The organism is Streptomyces sp. 15-116A (assembly GCF_025290915.1).
Lineage (GTDB): Bacteria > Actinomycetota > Actinomycetes > Streptomycetales > Streptomycetaceae > Streptomyces.
Genome location: NZ_JAOCQE010000118.1, coordinates 1 through 18,438, shown reverse-complemented (window position 1 = coordinate 18,438; position 18,438 = coordinate 1). Strand labels below are relative to the sequence as shown.

Annotated in this window: 17 protein-coding genes; 13 read left to right on the top strand and 4 right to left on the bottom strand. The window is 70.5% G+C overall.

The genetic code is table 11. The features are described from left to right. Positions 1-259 precede the first annotated feature (259 nt). On the bottom strand, positions 260-1,153 hold the full coding sequence (locus tag N4P33_RS19625) for a biotin--[acetyl-CoA-carboxylase] ligase (protein ID WP_260827943.1): 894 nt from the start codon (positions 1,151-1,153) through the stop codon (positions 260-262). Between the two features lie 110 nt (positions 1,154-1,263). Here N4P33_RS19625 and N4P33_RS19620 point away from each other — a divergent pair, with 110 nt between their 5' ends. The 4 genes from N4P33_RS19620 (at position 1,264) to N4P33_RS19605 (ending at position 4,001) form a co-directional block, all read left to right on the top strand. After that, a complete protein-coding gene (locus N4P33_RS19620) occupies positions 1,264-2,865 on the top strand; it encodes an acyl-CoA carboxylase subunit beta (protein ID WP_260827942.1) in 1,602 nt (533 codons plus the stop codon). A gap of 10 nt (positions 2,866-2,875) precedes the next feature. Continuing rightward, the gene (locus tag N4P33_RS19615; protein ID WP_260827941.1) at positions 2,876-3,085 is read left to right on the top strand and encodes an acyl-CoA carboxylase subunit epsilon; all 210 of its coding nucleotides are present in this window, start codon (positions 2,876-2,878) and stop codon (positions 3,083-3,085) included. 135 nt (positions 3,086-3,220) lie between these two features. Further along, positions 3,221-3,349 (top strand): morphogenic membrane protein MmpB, encoded by a 129-nt coding sequence (mmpB, locus tag N4P33_RS19610; RefSeq protein ID WP_260827940.1) that lies wholly within the window; start codon positions 3,221-3,223, stop codon positions 3,347-3,349. A gap of 31 nt (positions 3,350-3,380) precedes the next feature. Continuing rightward, positions 3,381-4,001, top strand: a complete 621-nt coding sequence (locus tag N4P33_RS19605; protein WP_260827939.1) for a nucleoside triphosphate pyrophosphatase — start codon at positions 3,381-3,383, stop codon at positions 3,999-4,001. On the opposite strand, the gene N4P33_RS19600 is transcribed toward N4P33_RS19605, so the two are convergent. Beyond that, positions 3,970-4,485 (bottom strand): hypothetical protein, encoded by a 516-nt coding sequence (locus tag N4P33_RS19600; protein ID WP_260827938.1) that lies wholly within the window; start codon positions 4,483-4,485, stop codon positions 3,970-3,972. The genes N4P33_RS19605 and N4P33_RS19600 overlap by 32 nt on opposite strands. A gap of 365 nt (positions 4,486-4,850) precedes the next feature. On the opposite strand from N4P33_RS19600, the gene N4P33_RS19595 reads away from it, so the two are divergent. The 7 genes from N4P33_RS19595 to N4P33_RS19565 all read left to right on the top strand — a co-directional run bounded on the left by N4P33_RS19595 (position 4,851) and on the right by N4P33_RS19565 (position 14,122). Further along, on the top strand, positions 4,851-6,626 hold the full coding sequence (locus N4P33_RS19595; RefSeq protein WP_260827937.1) for a biotin carboxylase N-terminal domain-containing protein: 1,776 nt from the start codon (positions 4,851-4,853) through the stop codon (positions 6,624-6,626). A 213-nt stretch (positions 6,627-6,839) separates the two neighbouring features. Further along, positions 6,840-6,989 (top strand): hypothetical protein, encoded by a 150-nt coding sequence (locus N4P33_RS19590; RefSeq protein WP_260827936.1) that lies wholly within the window; start codon positions 6,840-6,842, stop codon positions 6,987-6,989. Positions 6,990-7,201: 212 nt separating this feature from the next. Further along, positions 7,202-9,430 (top strand): B12-binding domain-containing radical SAM protein, encoded by a 2,229-nt coding sequence (locus N4P33_RS19585; RefSeq protein ID WP_260827935.1) that lies wholly within the window; start codon positions 7,202-7,204, stop codon positions 9,428-9,430. A gap of 72 nt (positions 9,431-9,502) precedes the next feature. Continuing rightward, positions 9,503-10,780 carry a hypothetical protein gene (locus N4P33_RS19580; protein ID WP_260827934.1) on the top strand — a complete coding sequence of 426 codons (1,278 nt, stop codon included), beginning with the start codon at positions 9,503-9,505 and terminating at the stop codon, positions 10,778-10,780. Further along, positions 10,777-12,054, top strand: a complete 1,278-nt coding sequence (locus N4P33_RS19575) for an MFS transporter (protein ID WP_260827933.1) — start codon at positions 10,777-10,779, stop codon at positions 12,052-12,054. The genes N4P33_RS19580 and N4P33_RS19575 overlap by 4 nt, the downstream gene beginning before the upstream one ends. Next, positions 12,051-12,851, top strand: coding sequence for a hypothetical protein (locus N4P33_RS19570; protein WP_260827932.1), 801 nt, complete (start codon positions 12,051-12,053; stop codon positions 12,849-12,851). Before N4P33_RS19575 ends, N4P33_RS19570 begins: the two co-directional genes overlap by 4 nt. Further along, positions 12,824-14,122: a DUF2087 domain-containing protein gene (locus tag N4P33_RS19565; RefSeq protein ID WP_260827931.1), complete on the top strand. Its 1,299-nt coding sequence runs from the start codon at positions 12,824-12,826 to the stop codon at positions 14,120-14,122. Before N4P33_RS19570 ends, N4P33_RS19565 begins: the two co-directional genes overlap by 28 nt. A 58-nt stretch (positions 14,123-14,180) precedes the next feature. Here N4P33_RS19565 and N4P33_RS19560 read toward each other — a convergent pair whose 3' ends face one another. Continuing rightward, complete coding sequence (locus tag N4P33_RS19560; protein ID WP_260827930.1) at positions 14,181-15,128, bottom strand: DeoR/GlpR family DNA-binding transcription regulator; 948 nt, start codon at positions 15,126-15,128, stop codon at positions 14,181-14,183. A 112-nt stretch (positions 15,129-15,240) separates the two neighbouring features. Then, positions 15,241-16,689: an NAD(P)H-quinone dehydrogenase gene (locus tag N4P33_RS19555; protein ID WP_260827929.1), complete on the bottom strand. Its 1,449-nt coding sequence runs from the start codon at positions 16,687-16,689 to the stop codon at positions 15,241-15,243. Positions 16,690-16,786: 97 nt separating this feature from the next. Here N4P33_RS19555 and N4P33_RS19550 point away from each other — a divergent pair, with 97 nt between their 5' ends. Both N4P33_RS19550 and N4P33_RS19545 read left to right on the top strand, forming a co-directional pair. Then, complete coding sequence (locus tag N4P33_RS19550; RefSeq protein ID WP_260827928.1) at positions 16,787-17,224, top strand: gamma-glutamylcyclotransferase; 438 nt, start codon at positions 16,787-16,789, stop codon at positions 17,222-17,224. Positions 17,225-17,318: 94 nt separating this feature from the next. Further along, positions 17,319-18,143, top strand: coding sequence for a purine-nucleoside phosphorylase (locus tag N4P33_RS19545; protein WP_260827927.1), 825 nt, complete (start codon positions 17,319-17,321; stop codon positions 18,141-18,143). Positions 18,144-18,438: the final 295 nt, after the last annotated feature.

Below are 18,438 nucleotides of genomic sequence, written 5' to 3'. Positions count from 1 at the left end.
GCGCGTCCGCGCCGACCCGCTTTCTGTGTCGACCGATTTCGCGCCAGACCGAGGACGGACACCACCGCCCCGGCCCCGACTCACCCACCCACCGCAGGCGCTACACAAGCCCCCACCGGAGGGACAGCGGCGCCGCAGGCATCCACCCACCGGACCCGCAGCCGCGCCGCAAGCATCCACCCCCACCGGACCCCCACTGGCGCCGCAGGCGCTACGCGCACCCCCACCGAAGCCGCACAGCGCGCCGCAGGCATCCGTCTCAGCCCGCCGCCGCCCGCAAGTGCACGATGTCGCCCGCCCCCACCGGCTCCTTCACCCCGTCCGCCGTGGCCAGCACCAAGCGCCCGTCGCCGTCCACCGCCACCGCCTCGCCCACAACCGCCCGATCCCCCGGCAACTCCGCCCGCACCGTCCGCCCCAGCGTCGCGCACCCCGCCGCATACGCCTCCTGCAGACCGCACAGCCCCGCGTCACCCCCCGCCGCACGCCACCGCCCGTACCAGTCCTCCAGCGACCGCAGCACCCCCCGCAGCAACGTGTCCCGATCCGTACTCACCGCCCCGGCCAAGGCCAGCGACCCCGCCGTCGGCACCGGCAGTTCCTCCTCCCGCAGCGTGACGTTGATCCCGACCCCGATGACCACACCACCATCGCCCGCCCGCTCCAGCAGAATCCCGCCGGCCTTGCGCTCCTCACCGCCCACCGTCACCAGCACATCGTTCGGCCACTTCAGCGCCGTATCGACGCCCGCAGCCCGCGCCAGCCCCGCCGCCACCGCCACCCCCGTCAGCAACGGCAGCCACCCCCACCGCTCCACCGGCACACCCTCCCCCGGCTTCAGCAGCACGGAGAAGAACAACCCTGACCGAGCCGGCGCACTCCACTGCCGATCCAGCCGCCCCCGCCCAGCCGTCTGCTCCTCCGCGACCAGCACAGCACCTTCCCCCGCCGTACCCGCTGCCGCCCGCCCCACCAGATCGGAGTTCGTCGACCCCGTGCGCTGCACGACATCGACCCCTGTCCACAGACCCCCCTCCCGCACCAGCCCCCTGCGCAGGGCGGCGACGTTGAGCGGCGGTCGGTCGAGGTCGGACCACCGGCTACTGCTGTGATCCCGGTCCCGGTCGTTCTCTGATGCATCTCGCGGCGTCATGCAAGCCACGATAGGTGTGGCAAACACCGCACTGCCGATCCCAAGGCACCCCACTACGCTACGGATGAGTAACCGTCCCCCCTTTTGAGCAGGCAGGGAGCCGCATCCCGATGTCCGAGCCGGAAGAGCAGCAGCCTGACATTCACACGACCGCGGGCAAGCTCGCGGATCTCCAGCGTCGTATCGATGAGGCGACGCACGCCGGCTCCGCACGCGCCGTCGAGAAGCAGCACGCCAAGGGCAAGCTGACGGCCCGTGAGCGGATCGACCTCCTGCTCGACGAGGGCTCCTTCGTCGAGCTCGACGAGTTCGCCCGGCACCGCTCCACCAACTTCGGTCTCGACGCCAACCGCCCCTACGGCGACGGCGTCGTCACCGGCTACGGCACGGTCGACGGCCGCCCCGTCGCCGTCTTCTCCCAGGACTTCACCGTCTTCGGCGGAGCCCTCGGCGAGGTCTACGGCCAGAAGATCGTCAAGGTCATGGACTTCGCGCTGAAGACCGGCTGCCCGGTCATCGGCATCAACGACTCCGGTGGCGCCCGCATCCAGGAGGGCGTGGCCTCCCTCGGCGCGTACGGCGAGATCTTCCGCCGCAACACCCACGCCTCCGGCGTCATCCCCCAGATCAGCCTGGTCGTCGGCCCCTGCGCGGGCGGCGCGGTCTACTCTCCCGCGATCACCGACTTCACGATCATGGTCGACCAGACCAGCCACATGTTCATCACCGGCCCCGACGTCATCAAGACCGTCACCGGCGAGGACGTCGGCTTCGAGGAACTCGGCGGCGCCCGCACCCACAACACCGCCTCCGGCGTCGCCCACCACATGGCCGGCGACGAGAAGGACGCCATCGAGTACGTCAAGCAGCTCCTGAGCTACCTGCCGTCCAACAACCTCTCCGAGCCCCCCGCCTTCCCCGAGGAGGCCGACCTCGAACTCACCGACGAGGACCGCGAACTCGACACCCTCGTCCCGGACTCGGCGAACCAGCCCTACGACATGCACACCGTCATCGAGCACGTCCTCGACGACGCCGAGTTCTTCGAGACCCAGCCGCTGTTCGCGCCGAACATCCTCACCGGCTTCGGCCGCGTCGAGGGCGCCCCGGTCGGCATCGTCGCCAACCAGCCGATGCAGTTCGCCGGCTGCCTCGACATCCAGGCGAGCGAGAAGGCCGCCCGCTTCGTGCGCACCTGCGACGCCTTCAACATCCCCGTGCTCACCTTCGTCGACGTCCCCGGCTTCCTGCCCGGCGTCGACCAGGAACACGACGGCATCATCCGCCGCGGCGCCAAGCTGATCTACGCCTACGCCGAGGCCACCGTCCCCCTGATCACGGTCATCACCCGCAAGGCCTTCGGCGGCGCCTACGACGTCATGGGCTCCAAGCACCTGGGCGCCGACCTCAACCTGGCCTGGCCCACCGCCCAGATCGCCGTGATGGGCGCGCAGGGCGCGGTCAACATCCTGCACCGCCGCACCCTCGCCGAGGCCGAGGCGAGCGGCGAGGACGTCGAAGCGGTGCGCGCTCGGCTGATGCAGGAGTACGAGGACACCCTCCTCAATCCCTACGTCGCCGCCGAACGCGGCTACGTCGACGCGGTGATCATGCCGTCCGACACCCGCCGCCACATCGTCCGCGGCCTGCGCCAGCTGCGGACCAAGCGGGAATCCCTGCCCCCGAAGAAGCACGGCAACATCCCCCTGTAAGGAGCCCGCTGTGACGATCAAGGTTGTCCGGGGCAACCCGACCCCCGAGGAGCTCGCCGCCGCCCTGGCGGTGGTGAGGGCCCGCGCCGCGGCGGCCTCCACCGAGCCGCCCGGCGCCCCCACCCCCCGCGACGCGTGGTCCGACCCGTCCCGCATCGCGGCGACCCACCTGCCGCACCCGGGCCCGGCGTCGTGGACGCGCACCTACTGGCCGAGCTAGCTGCATCCCCCTCAGGGGGCGGGGCTGTGCTGACATGCGGCTCCGCCGCGCGGGCGCACAGCAGATGAACACGGGGCGCCGATTTGAGTACGCCTACTCAGGCGCCCCGTACGGCCAAAGCCCCACGCTGGTGGCATGCTGTGGTCCGACCCCGAGAACGAGCCGCCCGAGGAACTGCGCGACATGCAGGACATGCTCCGGCGGCTGGGCGTTCTCATGGCACTGGCCATGGTGCTCGCGATGATCCTGATCGGCGTGAGGTGAGGCATCCGGGCGACGCCGATACGCTGACCGCATGACAGATCAGCCGCGCCGCCGACTCGTGCTCGCCTCCGCGTCCCCCGCCCGGCTGGGACTGCTCCGCCAGGCCGGACTCGACCCCGAGGTGATCGTCAGCGGGGTCGACGAGGACGCCGTCTCCGCCCCCACCCCGGCCGAACTGGCGCTCGCCCTCGCCGAGGCCAAGGCCTCCGTCGTCGCCGCCAAGCCCGAGGTCAAGGGCGCCCTGGTGATCGGCTGCGACTCGGTGCTGGAGCTGGACGGCCAGGCCCTCGGCAAGCCAGCGGACGCCGAGGAGGCCACCGCGCGCTGGAAGTCCATGCGGGGCCGCGCCGGGGTCCTCCAGACCGGCCACTGCGTCTACGACACCCTCAGCGGCCGGTACACCTCCGCGACCGCCTCCACCGTCGTCCGTTTCGGCGACCCCACGGACGAGGAGGTCGCCGCGTACGTCGCCTCCGGGGAGCCGCTGCACGTCGCCGGGGCGTTCACCCTGGACGGCCGTTCGGCCCCGTTCATCGACGGCATCGACGGCGACCACGGCAACGTGATCGGCATCAGCCTGCCGCTGGTGCGCAAGCTGCTGGCCGAACTGGGCGTCGGCATCACCCAGCTGTGGGCGCCGCGGGAGGCGTGAGCGGCGAGCCGCCGCCACCGCCGTTGCCACCGCCACCACCGTTGCCGCCGTTGCCGCCCTCAGGGGTGGCGTCGGCGGGCTCGGTGGGCTCGCCCGGACGGTCGTACGTCATCAGCAGGAGCACGATGAGCGCGAGCACGAGCAGCATGAACAGGAACGCCGCCGGGCCCACCAGCCCCCAGGCGACCGCGCCCAGCAGGCCGTGCACCACCGCCGCGCTGATCATCAGCACCCGGCCGAGTCCGGCGGGCGCGCGGTCGCGCAGGGCGACCAGCAGGGCCACCAGACCGCACAGCGCGAAGTAGAGCCCGAAGACGATCCCGCCGATCTTCGAGGACACCGACATCATGTGCGGGTCGAGTCCGGCCAGCGACATGTCCTGGCGGTCGACGACGACCCCGAGGAGCCAGTTCACGGCGGCGATGCCGAGCGCCTCGGCGAACAGCACGATCGCCACGATCCACGCCACCGGTCTGCGCACCACCGGTCCCCACCCACTTCCGAGCACGACTGTGGTTACCCCGAGTATGTTCGGGCCGACGTGAACGCTACTAACGGGTAAACCTCGGGACAAGGGTTCCTGCGCGGGCAAAGAATCATTGGGCCATTCGTAGGGACTCCACAAAGAAACGAAGTGGGCCGCAGCACGCTCTCACAGAGACCTTGACCACACAGGGCGGCTAGGGTTTGCCCAGGGAGTCCTGCGTACCCGTGGTGCGACAAGGGATTTCGCGGGTCGAGCGAGCCTCGTATCACGCTCCGTGTGGGCAAGCTCACCATTGGGGACGGGTCGAAGTGCCGTGTCGGCAGTCCCTAAACTCGGCTTGTTTCAAGGAGGGAGCCTCAATCGTGCGCAAGGTGCTCATCGCCAACCGTGGCGAAATCGCTGTCCGCGTGGCCCGGGCCTGCCGGGACGCCGGGATCGCGAGCGTGGCCGTCTACGCGGACCCGGACCGGGACGCTCTGCATGTCCGCGCCGCGGATGAGGCGTTCGCCCTGGGCGGTGACACTCCCGGGACCAGCTACCTCGATATCGAGAAGGTGCTGAAGGCGGCGCGCGAGTCGGGCGCGGACGCGATCCACCCCGGTTACGGGTTCCTGTCCGAGAACGCGGACTTCGCGCAGGCGGTGCTGGACGCGGGCCTGATCTGGATCGGTCCGCCGCCGCAGGCCATCCGCGACCTGGGTGACAAGGTCGCCGCGCGGCACATCGCGCAGCGCGCCGGTGCGCCGCTGGTCGCCGGTACGCCGGACCCGGTGTCGGGCGCGGAGGAGGTCGTGGCCTTCGCCGAGGAGCACGGGCTGCCCATCGCGATCAAGGCGGCGTTCGGTGGTGGCGGCCGTGGTCTGAAGGTCGCCCGGACGCTCGAGGAAGTGCCGGAGCTGTACGACTCCGCCGTGCGTGAGGCCGTGGCCGCGTTCGGGCGCGGTGAGTGCTTCGTGGAGCGGTACCTGGACAAGCCGCGGCACGTGGAGACGCAGTGCCTGGCCGACCAGCACGGCAACGTGGTCGTGGTCTCGACGCGTGACTGCTCGCTGCAGCGGCGGCACCAGAAGCTGGTCGAGGAGGCGCCGGCGCCATTCCTGTCCGAGGAGCAGGTGGCCGAGCTGTACCGGGCGTCCAAGGCGATCCTGAAGGAGGCCGGGTACGTCGGGGCCGGGACCGTGGAGTTCCTGGTCGGCGTGGACGGCACGATCTCCTTCCTGGAGGTCAACACGCGGCTGCAGGTGGAGCACCCGGTGACCGAGGAGGTCGCGGGGATCGACCTGGTGCGGGAGATGTTCCGCATCGCCGACGGTGAGGAGCTGGGGTACGACGACCCGGTGCTGCGGGGTCACTCGTTCGAGTTCCGTATCAACGGTGAGGACCCGGGGCGGAACTTCCTGCCGGCGCCGGGCACGGTGACGAAGTTCGAGCCGCCGTCGGGTCCGGGCGTGCGCCTGGACGCGGGCGTGGAGTCCGGGTCGGTGATCGGCCCGGCGTGGGACTCGCTGCTGGCGAAGCTGATCGTCACCGGCCGCACCCGCAAGGAGGCGCTGCAGCGCGCGGCGCGTGCGCTGGCGGAGTTCCAGGTCGAGGGCATGGCCACCGCCATCCCCTTCCACCGCGCGGTGGTGACCGACCCGGCGTTCGCGCCGGAACTGACCGGCTCCACGGACCCGTTCACGGTGCACACGCGGTGGATCGAGACGGAGTTCGTCAACGAGATCAAGCCGTTCGCCGCGCCTGCGGAGGCCGGTGAGGCGGAGGACGAGGCGGGCCGGGAGACGGTTGTCGTCGAGGTCGGCGGCAAGCGCCTGGAGGTCTCGCTGCCGGCGTCGCTGGGCATGTCCCTGGCCCGTACGGGTCTGGCGGCGGGTGCGAAGCCGAAGCGCCGGGCGGCGAAGAAGTCCGGCCCGGTCGCCTCCGGCGACACCCTCGCCTCCCCGATGCAGGGCACCATCGTCAAGATCGCCGTGGAGGAGGGCCAGGAGGTCAAGGAAGGCGACCTGGTCGTCGTCCTGGAGGCGATGAAGATGGAACAGCCGCTGAACGCGCACAAGGCCGGCACGATCAAGGGGCTGAGCGCGGTGGTGGGCGCGTCGGTGACGTCCGGTGCGCCGATCTGCGAGATCAAGGACTGAACCACCTCACGGCGCGCGCCGCGGGTGTCCCCCAGCACGGACACCTGCGGCGCGCGCTGTTGTGTGCGTGGCCGAAACAGTTTCTGCCGGGACAACGGAGTCTTGCCCTTGGCTCGATCATGCAGATACGTTCCCCCCGCGCTGGACGGCAGGGGAGTCGGGCGTGAGAACCCATTTCACAGGGCACCACTCATCCTGGACAGGGAGATCTGCATGAACCTCAACCACGAGAATACGCAGGACTTCGACGTCGACGCCCTTCTCGCTCTCGCGGAGGCCGACGAGGCCCTTTCCGTCGAGGCTGTCGCTCCGAACCGGCTCAACAGCAAGTACGCCCTTCTGCAGGAGTCCGGCACCAACTGACCGACGGACTTCCGGCTCGGCCAGAACTACTGAGCCGCCATCCGTCCACGCTCTGACGGCCACGCTCGGCTCCCCACCCGACACCGGATCTCACGAGGGCTCATATGCGGCAGCCTCGCATCCTTCTCATAAACCCGCCCATCTGGAACGTCTACGCTCCTCACCTCGCAGTTCCGCTACTGGCCGCGGTCATGCGCCGACACGGTTGGCAGGTGTCGTCCCTCGACCTGAGCATCGAGCAGACCGACTGGCTACTGTCCGCCGAAGGCCTGGCGGCGCTGCTTCCCCAGGCCGAGCGCCGCTTGGGTGAGATGGCCGCAGGAGAACGGCGAGCTCAGGAAGAGATCCTCACCGTTTTCGGTGACACAGTGGCTCGCATCGACCGAGCCAGAGTCGCACTCAAGTCCCGTGACATTCTGCAAAGGCCAGCCACCTTCACAGACGCGGCCACGGTCGTCCGCAATGGCCTGGCTTGCGTTTCTGCTTCATTCCCTGGGCTGAATTTCGACCTCCGGGGAAATTTCTGCTCTTTCTCACACAGGCGCTCTGCTTCCGTTCTGGAAGCGGCCAGGTCGCCGGACCGTAACGTATACGGATGGGCCCTGGAGCACCGTCCGGTCCGCGAGCTGGAGGATGCGGACCTCGCCGTGGTCGGTATCTCGGTGTCCGCCGACACACAGCTGATAGCGGCTCTCACCGTGGCCCGCCACGTGAAGCGCCACCGACCGGACGTTCACGTCGTCATGGGCGGCAATCTCACGACCCGCATGGTGAGCCGCTGGAAGGAGGAGCATCCCTTCTTCGCGTACGTGGACTCGTTCGTGTCATACGAAGGAGAAGACGCTCTGCCGGCGCTGTGCGACCGGATCGCGGGCGCCGACGACCGTCCCGTCCCCGGCCTGCTGGAGCGCGACGGCCGCGGTGGACTCCTGCGCAGCCCGGCAGCGATGGTCGACGTGTCCGATCTGCCCACACCGGATTTCGACGGCCTGCCGCTCGACCGCTACTTCGCGCCCGGCCCTGTCCTGCCGCTTCAAGCGTCTCGGAGCTGCGCCTGGGACTGCGCCTTCTGCTCGATCCCGTTCGCGAGTAACAAGTTCCGCATACGGCGCCCCGACCAGGTGGTGCACGACATGGCCACTCTCGCCGAGAAACACGGCACCGACACCTTCATGTTCGTGGACGAGATCCTGACGCTCACCTCGCTGCGCGGCGTGTCACGAGAACTGATCGAACAGAAACACCAGTTCTTCTGGTATGGCGAGACGCGGTTCAGCAAGGGGCTCGACGACGAGTTGGCGGCGGCGCTGCGCCGCTCCGGATGCCGACGTCTCGACCTCGGCCTCGAGTCGTACAACCAGCGTGTCCTGGACCTGATGCGCAAGGGCACCAAGGTCGCGGACATCGAGCCCTCACTGCACGCGCTCCTGTCGAACAGGGTGCCCGTCCACCTCTTCTGCATGACCGGGTTTCCCGGGGAGACGGAGGAGGAGGCGCTCAGAACCCAGGATTTCGCCGCCGCCGCGCTCCGCCGTTCTGCGGAGGAGTACGACGTGCCGTACTCCACGGCCGCCAACGGGCCGTTCGTCCTGGACGTGCTCTCCCCGGTCGGGGAGCGCCCCGACCAGTTCGGTGTCGAGTTGATTCCGCCGGCTGAGGGTGAGGACCTGGCCTTCGACCTCGACTACGCGGTTACCGAGGGTCTCAGCCAGGACGATGCCGTTCGCCTCACCTCCAGCGGGCCGGGCGCCGTCGCGGGATCCGCGTTCCATGACGGGGCCTGGATCGGGGATGCCGAGGAATGGTCGTTCCTGTGGGCGATGGCCGAGGCGGAACTGCCGCCACGGCGGATCGCGGTGCCTGTCGTTCGGTGTCCCGGCGTCAGCGCCCGGTCCTCGGTGCGGCTGGCCGACGGGGTGCATGCCCGCGTGCCGGTCGCCGGGGAGGAGATCCTGCTGCATGTGCCGTCGGCCGACGCCCTGCTGTCGGTGCCGCGCGAGTGGGGTGTCCTGGCCGACGGGCAGGTCCGCGAGGTGGCCGAACTCTGGGAACGGGCCACGTCGACCAGAGCGGCCGCGGCCACCTTGACGCGGCTGGCCGCTCACGGAGCTGTGACGGTCGAACCCGCCAATGCCTTTGAGGAGCTTGTGCCTCGCTGGTACACCGCTCACCCTCATGAGGTGGTGGACAGCCGGTCTGACGGCAGCTGCCTGCTCGTCTCTCCTGAGACGGGGAGAAAGATCATGGTCTCCGCTGCCGGCCGACTCGTCTGGCTCCTGTCGGCTGACGGTGTAACGACGTCCGAACTGTCCGCCCGTTCCCGCCTGCCGAAGGAGCGGCTGCATCCGCTTCTGGACGATCTGACCAGGCACGGGGTGCTCGCGAGGGCTTCCCTCCACCCCGAACTCCTGAGGCCGCCCCTGCCGACAGGAGCGGTGTAGCACGCTCCCGTCACCCTGCCCGAGTCCCTTGCCGAACCGCCGCTTCTCGCGGCCCGAACATCAGGAGCTCTCTTGCCTCAGCCGGTGTCGGTGGCGCCCTCTGAAACGGAGCGCTTCTGGCAGGAGTTCGCCGCCCGCCACTGGGAGCAGCGGCCACTGTCCCTTCCTGCCGCGCCCGTCCAACTGGACGTCGAGGAGGAAGAATTGCTGAACGCCCTGTCCCAGGCGGCAGACAGGGGAAACCGGTCCGCCGCGGGTTCAGGGCTGCCGAGGGTTGTGGTGACCGTGGACGGCCGGACGCAGCCCATCGACACGCGGCCCTTCCTCCCTCTCCCCCAGGACGACTACCTGGACGACTACCTCGCACGGGTGGACGAGCGTATGCGGGAGCACGAATGGAGCGTTGCCGTCTCCGGCCTGCACGCGGTCTCGGCACCGCTGTGGGACCGTGCCAAGCGGCTCTCCGACGACGTGTACCGGTGCACGGGAACCCGGGTCGCCGGCCGTGTCGACATGGACACCTTCATCGGCCGGTACACCTCCACCAACGTAGGCGTCCACACCGACCACGCCGGGAACTTCGGTTTCACTGTGCGCGGCCGGAAGACCCTCCTGACCTGGCCTCCGGAGTGTGCGGAGCAGGTCCCGCAGCACACCGCCGACTATGCGTCCGCCCGTGGCCTGGCCGATGTTCTGGTCGGTGTGCCGGGTGCGCTGACCTACTTCCCCTCCCGGCAGCTGCATGTGGGCGAGTCCCCCGACGCCGTGGCCGTCAACGTCAACATCGCCTTCTTCACCAGGAACGATCCGGCGGCCCTTGTCGTCGACGCCGTCGGCGCACTGCTGGCACGCACCCGCGCCGACGGAGCCGATCCCGGCGCCTCCAACCCGCATGACATCCCCCCTGCGGCGGCCGCCGCGCTCAGGGCTCTGGCGTCACTGCCGGGCCCGGAGCTCGAGGACGTCGTATGGGAACGCCACATGCGGGTTGTGACGTCGGGTGGGCTGGGCGTGGGCCGGCCGGCCGAATCGGCCGCTCCCGTGCCGCGCGACGCCCGGGTCAGGCTGCACGACGACGTCGTGGTGCGGCAGCGGCTGCTTGCCGACGGGCGCCGTGCCGTGGCTGCGCAGGGGCACACCCTGAAGGTCGCGGATCATCCTCAGGTCGAGGCGGCCGTGGCGGCGCTGGCTGACGGTGACACGCTGGACCTCGCAGGGTGGGAGAGCCGGGCGGACACGGCTGCCGTGCCTCTGCTCCATGCGGCGCTGCTGCGGCTGGTCGGTTGGCGGGCCGTAGAGGTCGAGGCCGCCGTGTCCGCGACCGCACGCACGACGGAGCGGGTGCTGTGACGGCTCTGCGGCCGGGCAGGGCATCGACCGGCCTGGTCGTCGTCGCCCTGCTGGTCAGTACCGTGGGTGACGAGGTGGCAATGGTGGCGCTGGCCCTGCGCGGTGCCGATCGCACAGGGCTGACATCCGTGGTGTCGGCCCAGATGCTGGCCGGCCTGGTGCCCGGCATCGCCCTGGGGGGCTGGATCGGGCGGATCGTGGACCGGTTCCGGCCGGACGCGGTCCTGGGCGTGACCCTGGCTCTGGAGTGCCTGATCGCGGCGGGCGCCGCCGCGCTCGCGGACGGGGCGGTGCTGCTCATCGCCACGATGCTGCTCCTCGGCGCGCTGGGAGCCGTCGCCCAGACCTGTGTCATGGCACTCGTGCCGGGACTGTTCCCGGCGTCCGAGGCGCAACTGCGGGTCAACAGCCTCATGGAGTCGGTGAGAAACGCGGGCTACATCATCGGCCCGCTGCTGGTGGGTCTGCTGACAGCGCACGGTGGCACTGGACTGGCGCTGGCGGTGGACGCCGGCACCTTCGCCTTCGCTCTGCTGGCCGTTCCGGTGCTCGGCCGCTGGTTGGCCCTGGCCGCCGGAGACCGTACGCCAACGGTCGACGGCGGGCAGCGGACCGCGGCGAGAGCCGAAGGAGGTCTCAGGCTCGGCCTCACCCTGCTCTGGGCCGGGGCGCAACGCCGGGTCACCCTTGCCACGATCGTGATCACCATCGCGGCGACCTCGGTGGTCAACGTACTGCTGCCCTTCTTCGCGCACGGGATCCCCGGTGGCATGGCGGTCTACGGCACGCTGCTGGCCACATGGAGCGTGGGACTGGTGCTGGGGCCGCTCGCCCTCCGGGGCCCCCTCGGCCGTCGGCCCACCGCCGTGGTCGCCGTGGCAGCGGCGGCGATCATCGGCCTGAGCTATCTGGTGACCGGCCTGTATCCCGTCATTCCGCTGATGCTGGCCGCTTTCCTGTGCGGCGGTATGGCCAACGCGGTGCAGAACGTGACGCTGCGCACCCACGTCATGGCCGACTGCGCGCCGAACGTGCGCGGCCGGGTGGGCGCCGCGTACGGAGCGACGCTGCAGAGCTCGGTTGCCGTCGGCTTCGCCTTCGCCGGGCTCGTGCCCGCGGGCTGGGCCCGCTGGGGGATTCTCGCCGGGGGCGGCGTCGCCTTCCTCGCGGGCTCGTTCGGCTGGCTCCGGGCACGGACGGCGACCGCTTCCCAGCAGCCTGCCAGGGACCCGTCCGTATCCGCTGGCCAGGCATCTGAAGGAGCGACATCATGAGCGGCCGTCAGATCGTCCTCGACCCGGTCATTCCCCGGTTCTGCGCCCAGACGGGGGCCTCGCTGCCGCTGGCGTGGGAACTCGCCTGGTCGGAGCGGCCCCACGAGGCGGTGATCAGACTGACGCCGCCGCCTGACCCCCCGCTGCTCGACCGCGCCACCTGGTGCCGTCGCCTGCCTGCCGGTACCAGGCTCACCCTGTCGTCCGGTGTGCGGCGGCAGAACACGCCCATGCCGTTCCTGCACGACGGCGGTCCCGTGGCCGTGCTCTTCGGAACGCATCCACCTGCCTTCGTCGAAGTGCCCGAGCCGGTCGGTGATGTGCTGGCGCAGGGCGCCACGGTGGCCGCGATCCGCCGACGGTGGACCCAGCCGGACGACGTCACCGATCGGCTTCTGGTGGGCATGATGCGGTGTGGCCTGCTGCGCGGCGACCCTTCGCCTCTGCTCCGCCAGGAGCCGGAGGGTGATGACCTCCTGGTCCAGGAGGCCTGGGTGGAGGTCGTGGAATGGGAACCCGGCGTCCACGTCCTCGCGCACACAGCGACGGGCACCTTCCTTAAAGTCGGTGCTGCCGCTCTCCAACTGTGGCGGCGGGCGGGGAACGAGGACGGAATAGCCTTCCACCGGCTTCCCTCACGACTGCACGGTGTGGCGGAGCGGCTCCTGTCCTCCGGCATGCTCCGGGCTGTCCGCGCCGAACGTCCCGGGGGCCCCGGGCAGACCCCGGCGGCTGTAGTGAAGGAGGAGCCCACGAGAGAGGACGGTCCATGCACGATCCGGCCGACAAGGCGCTGAGCCTCCTCACCCGACCCGGCATGGGAACCGAGAACGCCGGTCCCCTGCTGCGAGCGCTGGCCATGATGCTGCGCCCGCGCACCGTGGTCGAGGTCGGAGCGGGTTCCTCGACCTTGCACCTCCTCCTCGGACTGCGCGATGCGCGCTCGGAGGCATCCGAGGACCGGCGGATCGTGCGTGGGGAGGTCGTCGCCGACGAACGGGCCTCGGTTCTGCGCCCTGGTGCGGTCGTCGAGGACTACGCCCCGAGACTCCTCGTCGTCGACGACCTCTCCGTACCAGGCACCTCCGCACATCGGGCGAGGGACGCAGCCCGCACTCTGGGCCTCGACAACTTGCTCACGTTCGTCGAGCGCGACTTCTTCGACCTGACGGACCAGGAACTCGACCGATGGGGGCCGTTGGACCTCGTGTGGCTCGATGCCGGCACCCAGGCCGACGACGCCGCCTTCCTCACCGCGCTGTGGCCACGTGTGGCACCGGGCGGCACGGTCGTGCTGCACGAGCCGTATCTGGCCACGACGGTCGAGACGTCCGCCGAGGGGAACCGGGGCAGGGTGGCATGCCGGATCGTGCCCACCCCGCTGTTGCAAGAGCTCCGTCGCCAGGCCGCCGCATCAGGGAGCGGATTCGACGTGCTGGCCTTGAGCGAACCGCACAAGCAGCGTCAGGCCGGCCTGCTGCTGTTGCGCAAGCACGGTGCATGGGAGCGAGACAGAGGTGCCCCGTTCTCCGAGGAACTGAAGGCGCTGGGCGAGACCCGCTCCGCCGAGGCTCCCCTTCTGGGCGAGGCCCCCGCCCGGACAACCGGCGACAGGGCGGACACCGCGGACCGGATCGTCGCGGCACTGGCAGACGACACCCGGCGTGCCGTCTACAGCGCCATCGCCCTGCAAGCCGACGCGACGCCAGGCGTCGCGGAGCGTCTGGGCATGACTCCGGCGCAGTGCACGAAGGCACTTGTCACGCTGGAGCAGGCAGGACTGGTCACGCGCACGGGGAAGATCTGGTCCGCCGACAGCGATGTCTGGCGGCACGCCGTCCCCCAGCGTCAGCGGCCACAGCGGCAGGCGTCGATCCCGTCGAAACGCAGCAAGCGCAGAGCGTTCCTGGAAGAGCTGGTGCCTCGCTTCGCGCCGCTACGGCGTTACCCGGAGGCCGAGGTCAACGAACTTCTGCGGGAAGTTGACCCGGATGTGGCCGCGCTGCGCCGCTATCTGGTGGAGGAGCAACTGATCATGCGAGCCGACGGCCAGTACTGGCGGCCGTGACAGGCCATCGCACGTGGTCAGCCACCCCAGCCTCCAATGCCACGGCGGCTCCGCGCGTTTAACGCCTCCGCAGGTCCGCGACCCTCGCGCGTTCGTTCCCCTGGTGCTCCGTCACCGTCACCGCGGATCTGAGTGTGGCGGGGCCCTGGCGGCGCGGCCCCGGTAGAGGGACGTCACGGCGTTGTTGGCGGGGCGGGGGGTTCTCACCCCCCGACGTCGTCGTGCCGGTCGGGGCCACCGCAATCTGGACGCCCTGGTCGGCCAGCGCCTGCAACTCCGTGGCGGCCCGGTCGTCGTGGGCCGGGGGCTCGTCGGTGACCAGGCGGGTGATCAAGTCGGTCGGCACCGTCTGGAACATGGTGTCCGTGCCCAGCTTGGTGTGGTCCGCGAGGACCACGACCTCCGCGGCGGCCTGCACCAGCGCCCGGTCGACCGAAGCCGACAGCATGTTGGAGGTCGAAAGGCCCCGCTCGGCCGTGAGGCCGCTGCCGGAGAGGAACGCCCGGGAGACGCGCAGGCCCTGGAGGGACTGTTCCGCTCCGCTGCCGACCAGCGCGTAGTTCGAGCCGCGCAGCGTTCCGCCGGTCATCACGACCTCCACCCGGTTGGCGTGCGCCAGTGCCTGGGCCACCAGGAGGGAGTTGGTGACGACCGTCAGGCCGGGCACCCGGGCCAGGCGGCGGGCCAGTTCCTGGGTGGTCGTGCCCGCGCCGACCACGATCGCCTCGCCCTCCTCCACGAAGTTCGCGGCGAGGTCGGCGATGGCGGTCTTCTCGGCGGTCGCGAGATGGGACTTCTGCGGAAAGCCGGACTCTCGCGTGAATCCGCCCGGCAGTACCGCACCGCCGTGCCGGCGGTCGAGGAGTCCTTCTGCCTCCAGCGCGCGCACGTCCCGCCGTACGGTCACTTCGGAGGTCTGGACGACGCGGGCGAGCTCACGGAGCGACACGGCCCCGTTCGCTCGCACCATTTCGAGGATCAATTGGCGACGTTCTGCAGCGAACACGAAACTGACAGTAATGCCAGCGACCGTCTGCTTTCAGCAGTTTGCGCTGAATAGCAGAAGTTGTTCGCAGCGTGTGAAGCCAAGTGGTATAAGGGCGGCGACCTGTCTGGGTTTACGCCTCCGCGCCCGTCTTGCGGGTGTGCAACTGCCGTGCCACCTCGGCGATCGAGCCGGACAGGGACGGGTACACCGTGAAGGCGTTCGCGATCTGCTCGACCGTCAGATTGTTGTCGACCGCGATCGAGATGGGGTGGATCAGTTCCGAGGCGCGGGGGGCGACCACGACACCGCCCACCACGATGCCCGTGCCGGGACGGCAGAAGATCTTGACGAAGCCGTCGCGGATGCCCTGCATCTTGGCGCGCGGGTTGCGCAGCAACGGCAGTTTGACGACCCGGGCGTCGATCTTGCCGGCGTCGACGTCGGCCTGGGTGTAGCCGACGGTGGCGATCTCCGGGTCGGTGAAGACGTTGGAGGAGACCGTCTTGAGGTTGAGGGGGGCCACCGCGTCGCCGAGGAAGTGGTACATGGCGATACGTCCCTGCATGGCGGCCACGGAGGCGAGCGCGAACACGCCGGTGACGTCGCCGGCCGCGTACACGCCGGGGGCGGTCGTGCGGGAGACCTTGTCGGTCCAGATGTGGCCCGACTCGCGCAGCTTCACCCCGGCCTCCTCCAGGCCCATGCCCGCGGAGTTGGGGATGGCGCCGACGGCCATCAGGCAGTGGGAGCCGGTGATGACCCGCCCGTCGGCGAGGGTGACCTCGACGCGGTCGCCGACGCGCTTGGCGGACTGGGCGCGGGAGCGGGCCATGACGTTCATGCCGCGGCGGCGGAAGACGTCCTCGAGGACGGCGGCGGCGTCCGGGTCCTCGCCCGGCAGCACGCGGTCGCGGGAGGACACGAGGGTGACCTTGGAGCCGAGGGCCTGGTAGGCGCCGGCGAACTCGGCGCCGGTGACACCGGAACCGACCACGATGAGCTCCTCGGGGAGCTCGTTGAGGTCGTAGACCTGGGTCCAGTTGAGGATCCGCTCGCCGTCGGGGCGGGCGTCGGGCAGCTCGCGCGGGTGCCCGCCGGTCGCGATGAGGACCGCGTCGGCGACGAGCGTCTCCTCGCTGCCGTCGGCGGCGCGCACGACCACCTTGCGCGACCCGTCGAGCGCCTGCATGCCCTCCAGGCGCCCCCGCCCGCGCATGACCCGGGCGCCGGCGCGCGTCACGGACGCGGTGATGTCGTGCGACTGGGCGAGCGCCAGCCGCTTCACACGCCGGTTGACCTTGCCCAGGTCGACGCCCACGACCCGGGCGGCCTGCTCGATGTGCGGGGTGTCGTCGGCGACGATGATGCCCAGCTCCTCGTAGGAGGAGTCGAAGGTGGTCATCACCTCGGCCGTGGCGATCAGAGTCTTGGACGGTACGCAGTCGGTGAGCACCGACGCCCCGCCCAGGCCGTCGGCGTCGACGACGGTCACCTCCGCGCCGAGCTGCGCGGCGACCAGCGCCGCTTCGTATCCGCCGGGTCCGCCACCGATGATCACGATCCGAGTCACGTACTCCATTGTCCCGCACACTTCACCGTGCGACCGCCCCGGGGCCCGACCCGTGGCCCCGCTGTTACCGGAGTGGCCCGCGGGACGGCTGCCGTACCCTTCCCCCATGTCGCTCTATGCCGCCTACGCCGGCAACCTCGACGCGCGGCTGATGTCCCGCCGCGCTCCGCACTCGCCGCTGCGCGCCACCGGCTGGCTGAACGGGTGGCGGCTGACCTTCGGGGGCGAGCACATGGGCTGGGACGGCGCGCTGGCGACGCTCGTCGAGGACCCGCTGGCCCAGGTCTTCGTCGCGCTCTACGACATCGCCCCGATGGACGAGGAGTCCCTGGACCGCTGGGAGGGCGTGGGCCTGCAGATCTACCGCCGCACCCGGGTGCGCGTCCATACGCTGGACGGCGAGGAGAGGGCCTGGACGTACGTCCTGAACTCCTACGAGGGCGGCCTCCCCTCCGCCCGCTACCTGGGCGAGATCGCCGACGCGGCGGAGTCGGCGGGCGCCCCGCACGACTACGTGATGGAGCTCCGCAAGCGCCCCTGCTGACGTCGATTTTCGTCGCATCCGACAAGACAACGAACGCCAACCCATTCTCTCTGACATCTACGCGCGTAGGCGAAGACGGGTTACTCTCATTCGCGTGAACGCTTCTCTTCTTCCGGACGACCTCCAGGGCGACCCGTACGCCGCAGCCGACGCCGCCGCAGCGCGCCTGCGCGAACTCACGGGCGCCGAGACCCATGACGTCGCCCTCGTGATGGGTTCCGGCTGGGCGCCGGCGGTCGACGCACTGGGCGAGCCCGAGGCCGACCTCCAGGTCACCGAGCTGCCCGGCTTCCCCCCGCCCGCGGTCGAGGGCCACGGCGGCAGGATCCGCTCGTACCGCATCGGCGCGAAGCGTGCCCTGGTCTTCCTGGGCCGCACGCACTTCTACGAGGGCCGCGGGGTGGCCGCCGTAGCCCACGGCGTCCGCACGGCGGTGGCAGCCGGCGCCAAGACCATCGTCCTGACCAACGGCTGCGGCGGCCTGCGCGAGGGCATGCGCCCCGGCCAGCCGGTCCTGATCAGCGACCACATCAACCTCACGGCCACCTCCCCCATCGTCGGCGCGAACTTCGTCGACCTCACCGACCTCTACTCCCCGCGCCTGCGCGCGCTGTGCAAGGAGGTCGACCCCACGCTGGAGGAGGGCGTCTACGCCCAGTTCCCCGGCCCGCACTACGAGACGCCGGCGGAGATCCGCATGGCCCGCGTCATCGGCGCGGACCTGGTCGGCATGTCGACGGTCCTCGAGGCGATCGCCGCGCGCGAGGCGGGCGCGGAGGTCCTGGGCATCTCCCTCGTCACCAACCTGGCGGCCGGCATGACGGGCGAGCCCCTCAACCACGAGGAGGTCCTCCAGGCCGGCCGCGACAGCGCGACAAGGATGGGCTCCCTCCTGACCCAGGTCCTGGGCCGCCTGTAGCCATACGGTGCCGTCCCACCTGGGGTACCTGTACCTGGTGACCAAGTACATCGCCGACGGCACGTGGCGTGCGGTGGTGCCGTCCACCGGTGCCGAGTGGGGGGGCGCCCGTACGAGGGGCTGCGCCTTACTGGGCACCCTGCGCCGGCGCTGGCCGGGGGCAGGTGTCGCTCGCCCGCGCTGGCGGGGTGCCGCTGCGCCCACCCGTGCCGCCCCAGCGGCACGACTGCCCGCAGCTACGCAGGTACGGCGGGCCGCAGCTACGCGGGTACGGCGGGCCGCAGCTACGCGGGTA

Bases quoted from the DNA above. Each gene is read 5' to 3' on its own strand.
- N4P33_RS19555 (WP_260827929.1), bottom strand. From the start codon at position 16,689: ATGGAGTACGTGACTCGGATCGTGATCATCGGTGGCGGACCCGGCGGA.
- N4P33_RS19570 (WP_260827932.1), top strand. From the start codon at position 12,051: ATGAGCGGCCGTCAGATCGTCCTCGACCCGGTCATTCCCCGGTTCTGC.
- N4P33_RS19620 (WP_260827942.1), top strand. From the start codon at position 1,264: ATGTCCGAGCCGGAAGAGCAGCAGCCTGACATTCACACGACCGCGGGC.
- N4P33_RS19605 (WP_260827939.1), top strand. From the start codon at position 3,381: ATGACAGATCAGCCGCGCCGCCGACTCGTGCTCGCCTCCGCGTCCCCC.
- N4P33_RS19625 (WP_260827943.1), bottom strand. From the start codon at position 1,153: ATGACGCCGCGAGATGCATCAGAGAACGACCGGGACCGGGATCACAGC.
- N4P33_RS19590 (WP_260827936.1), top strand. From the start codon at position 6,840: ATGAACCTCAACCACGAGAATACGCAGGACTTCGACGTCGACGCCCTT.
- mmpB (WP_260827940.1), top strand. From the start codon at position 3,221: ATGCTGTGGTCCGACCCCGAGAACGAGCCGCCCGAGGAACTGCGCGAC.
- N4P33_RS19565 (WP_260827931.1), top strand. From the start codon at position 12,824: ATGCACGATCCGGCCGACAAGGCGCTGAGCCTCCTCACCCGACCCGGC.
- N4P33_RS19550 (WP_260827928.1), top strand. From the start codon at position 16,787: ATGTCGCTCTATGCCGCCTACGCCGGCAACCTCGACGCGCGGCTGATG.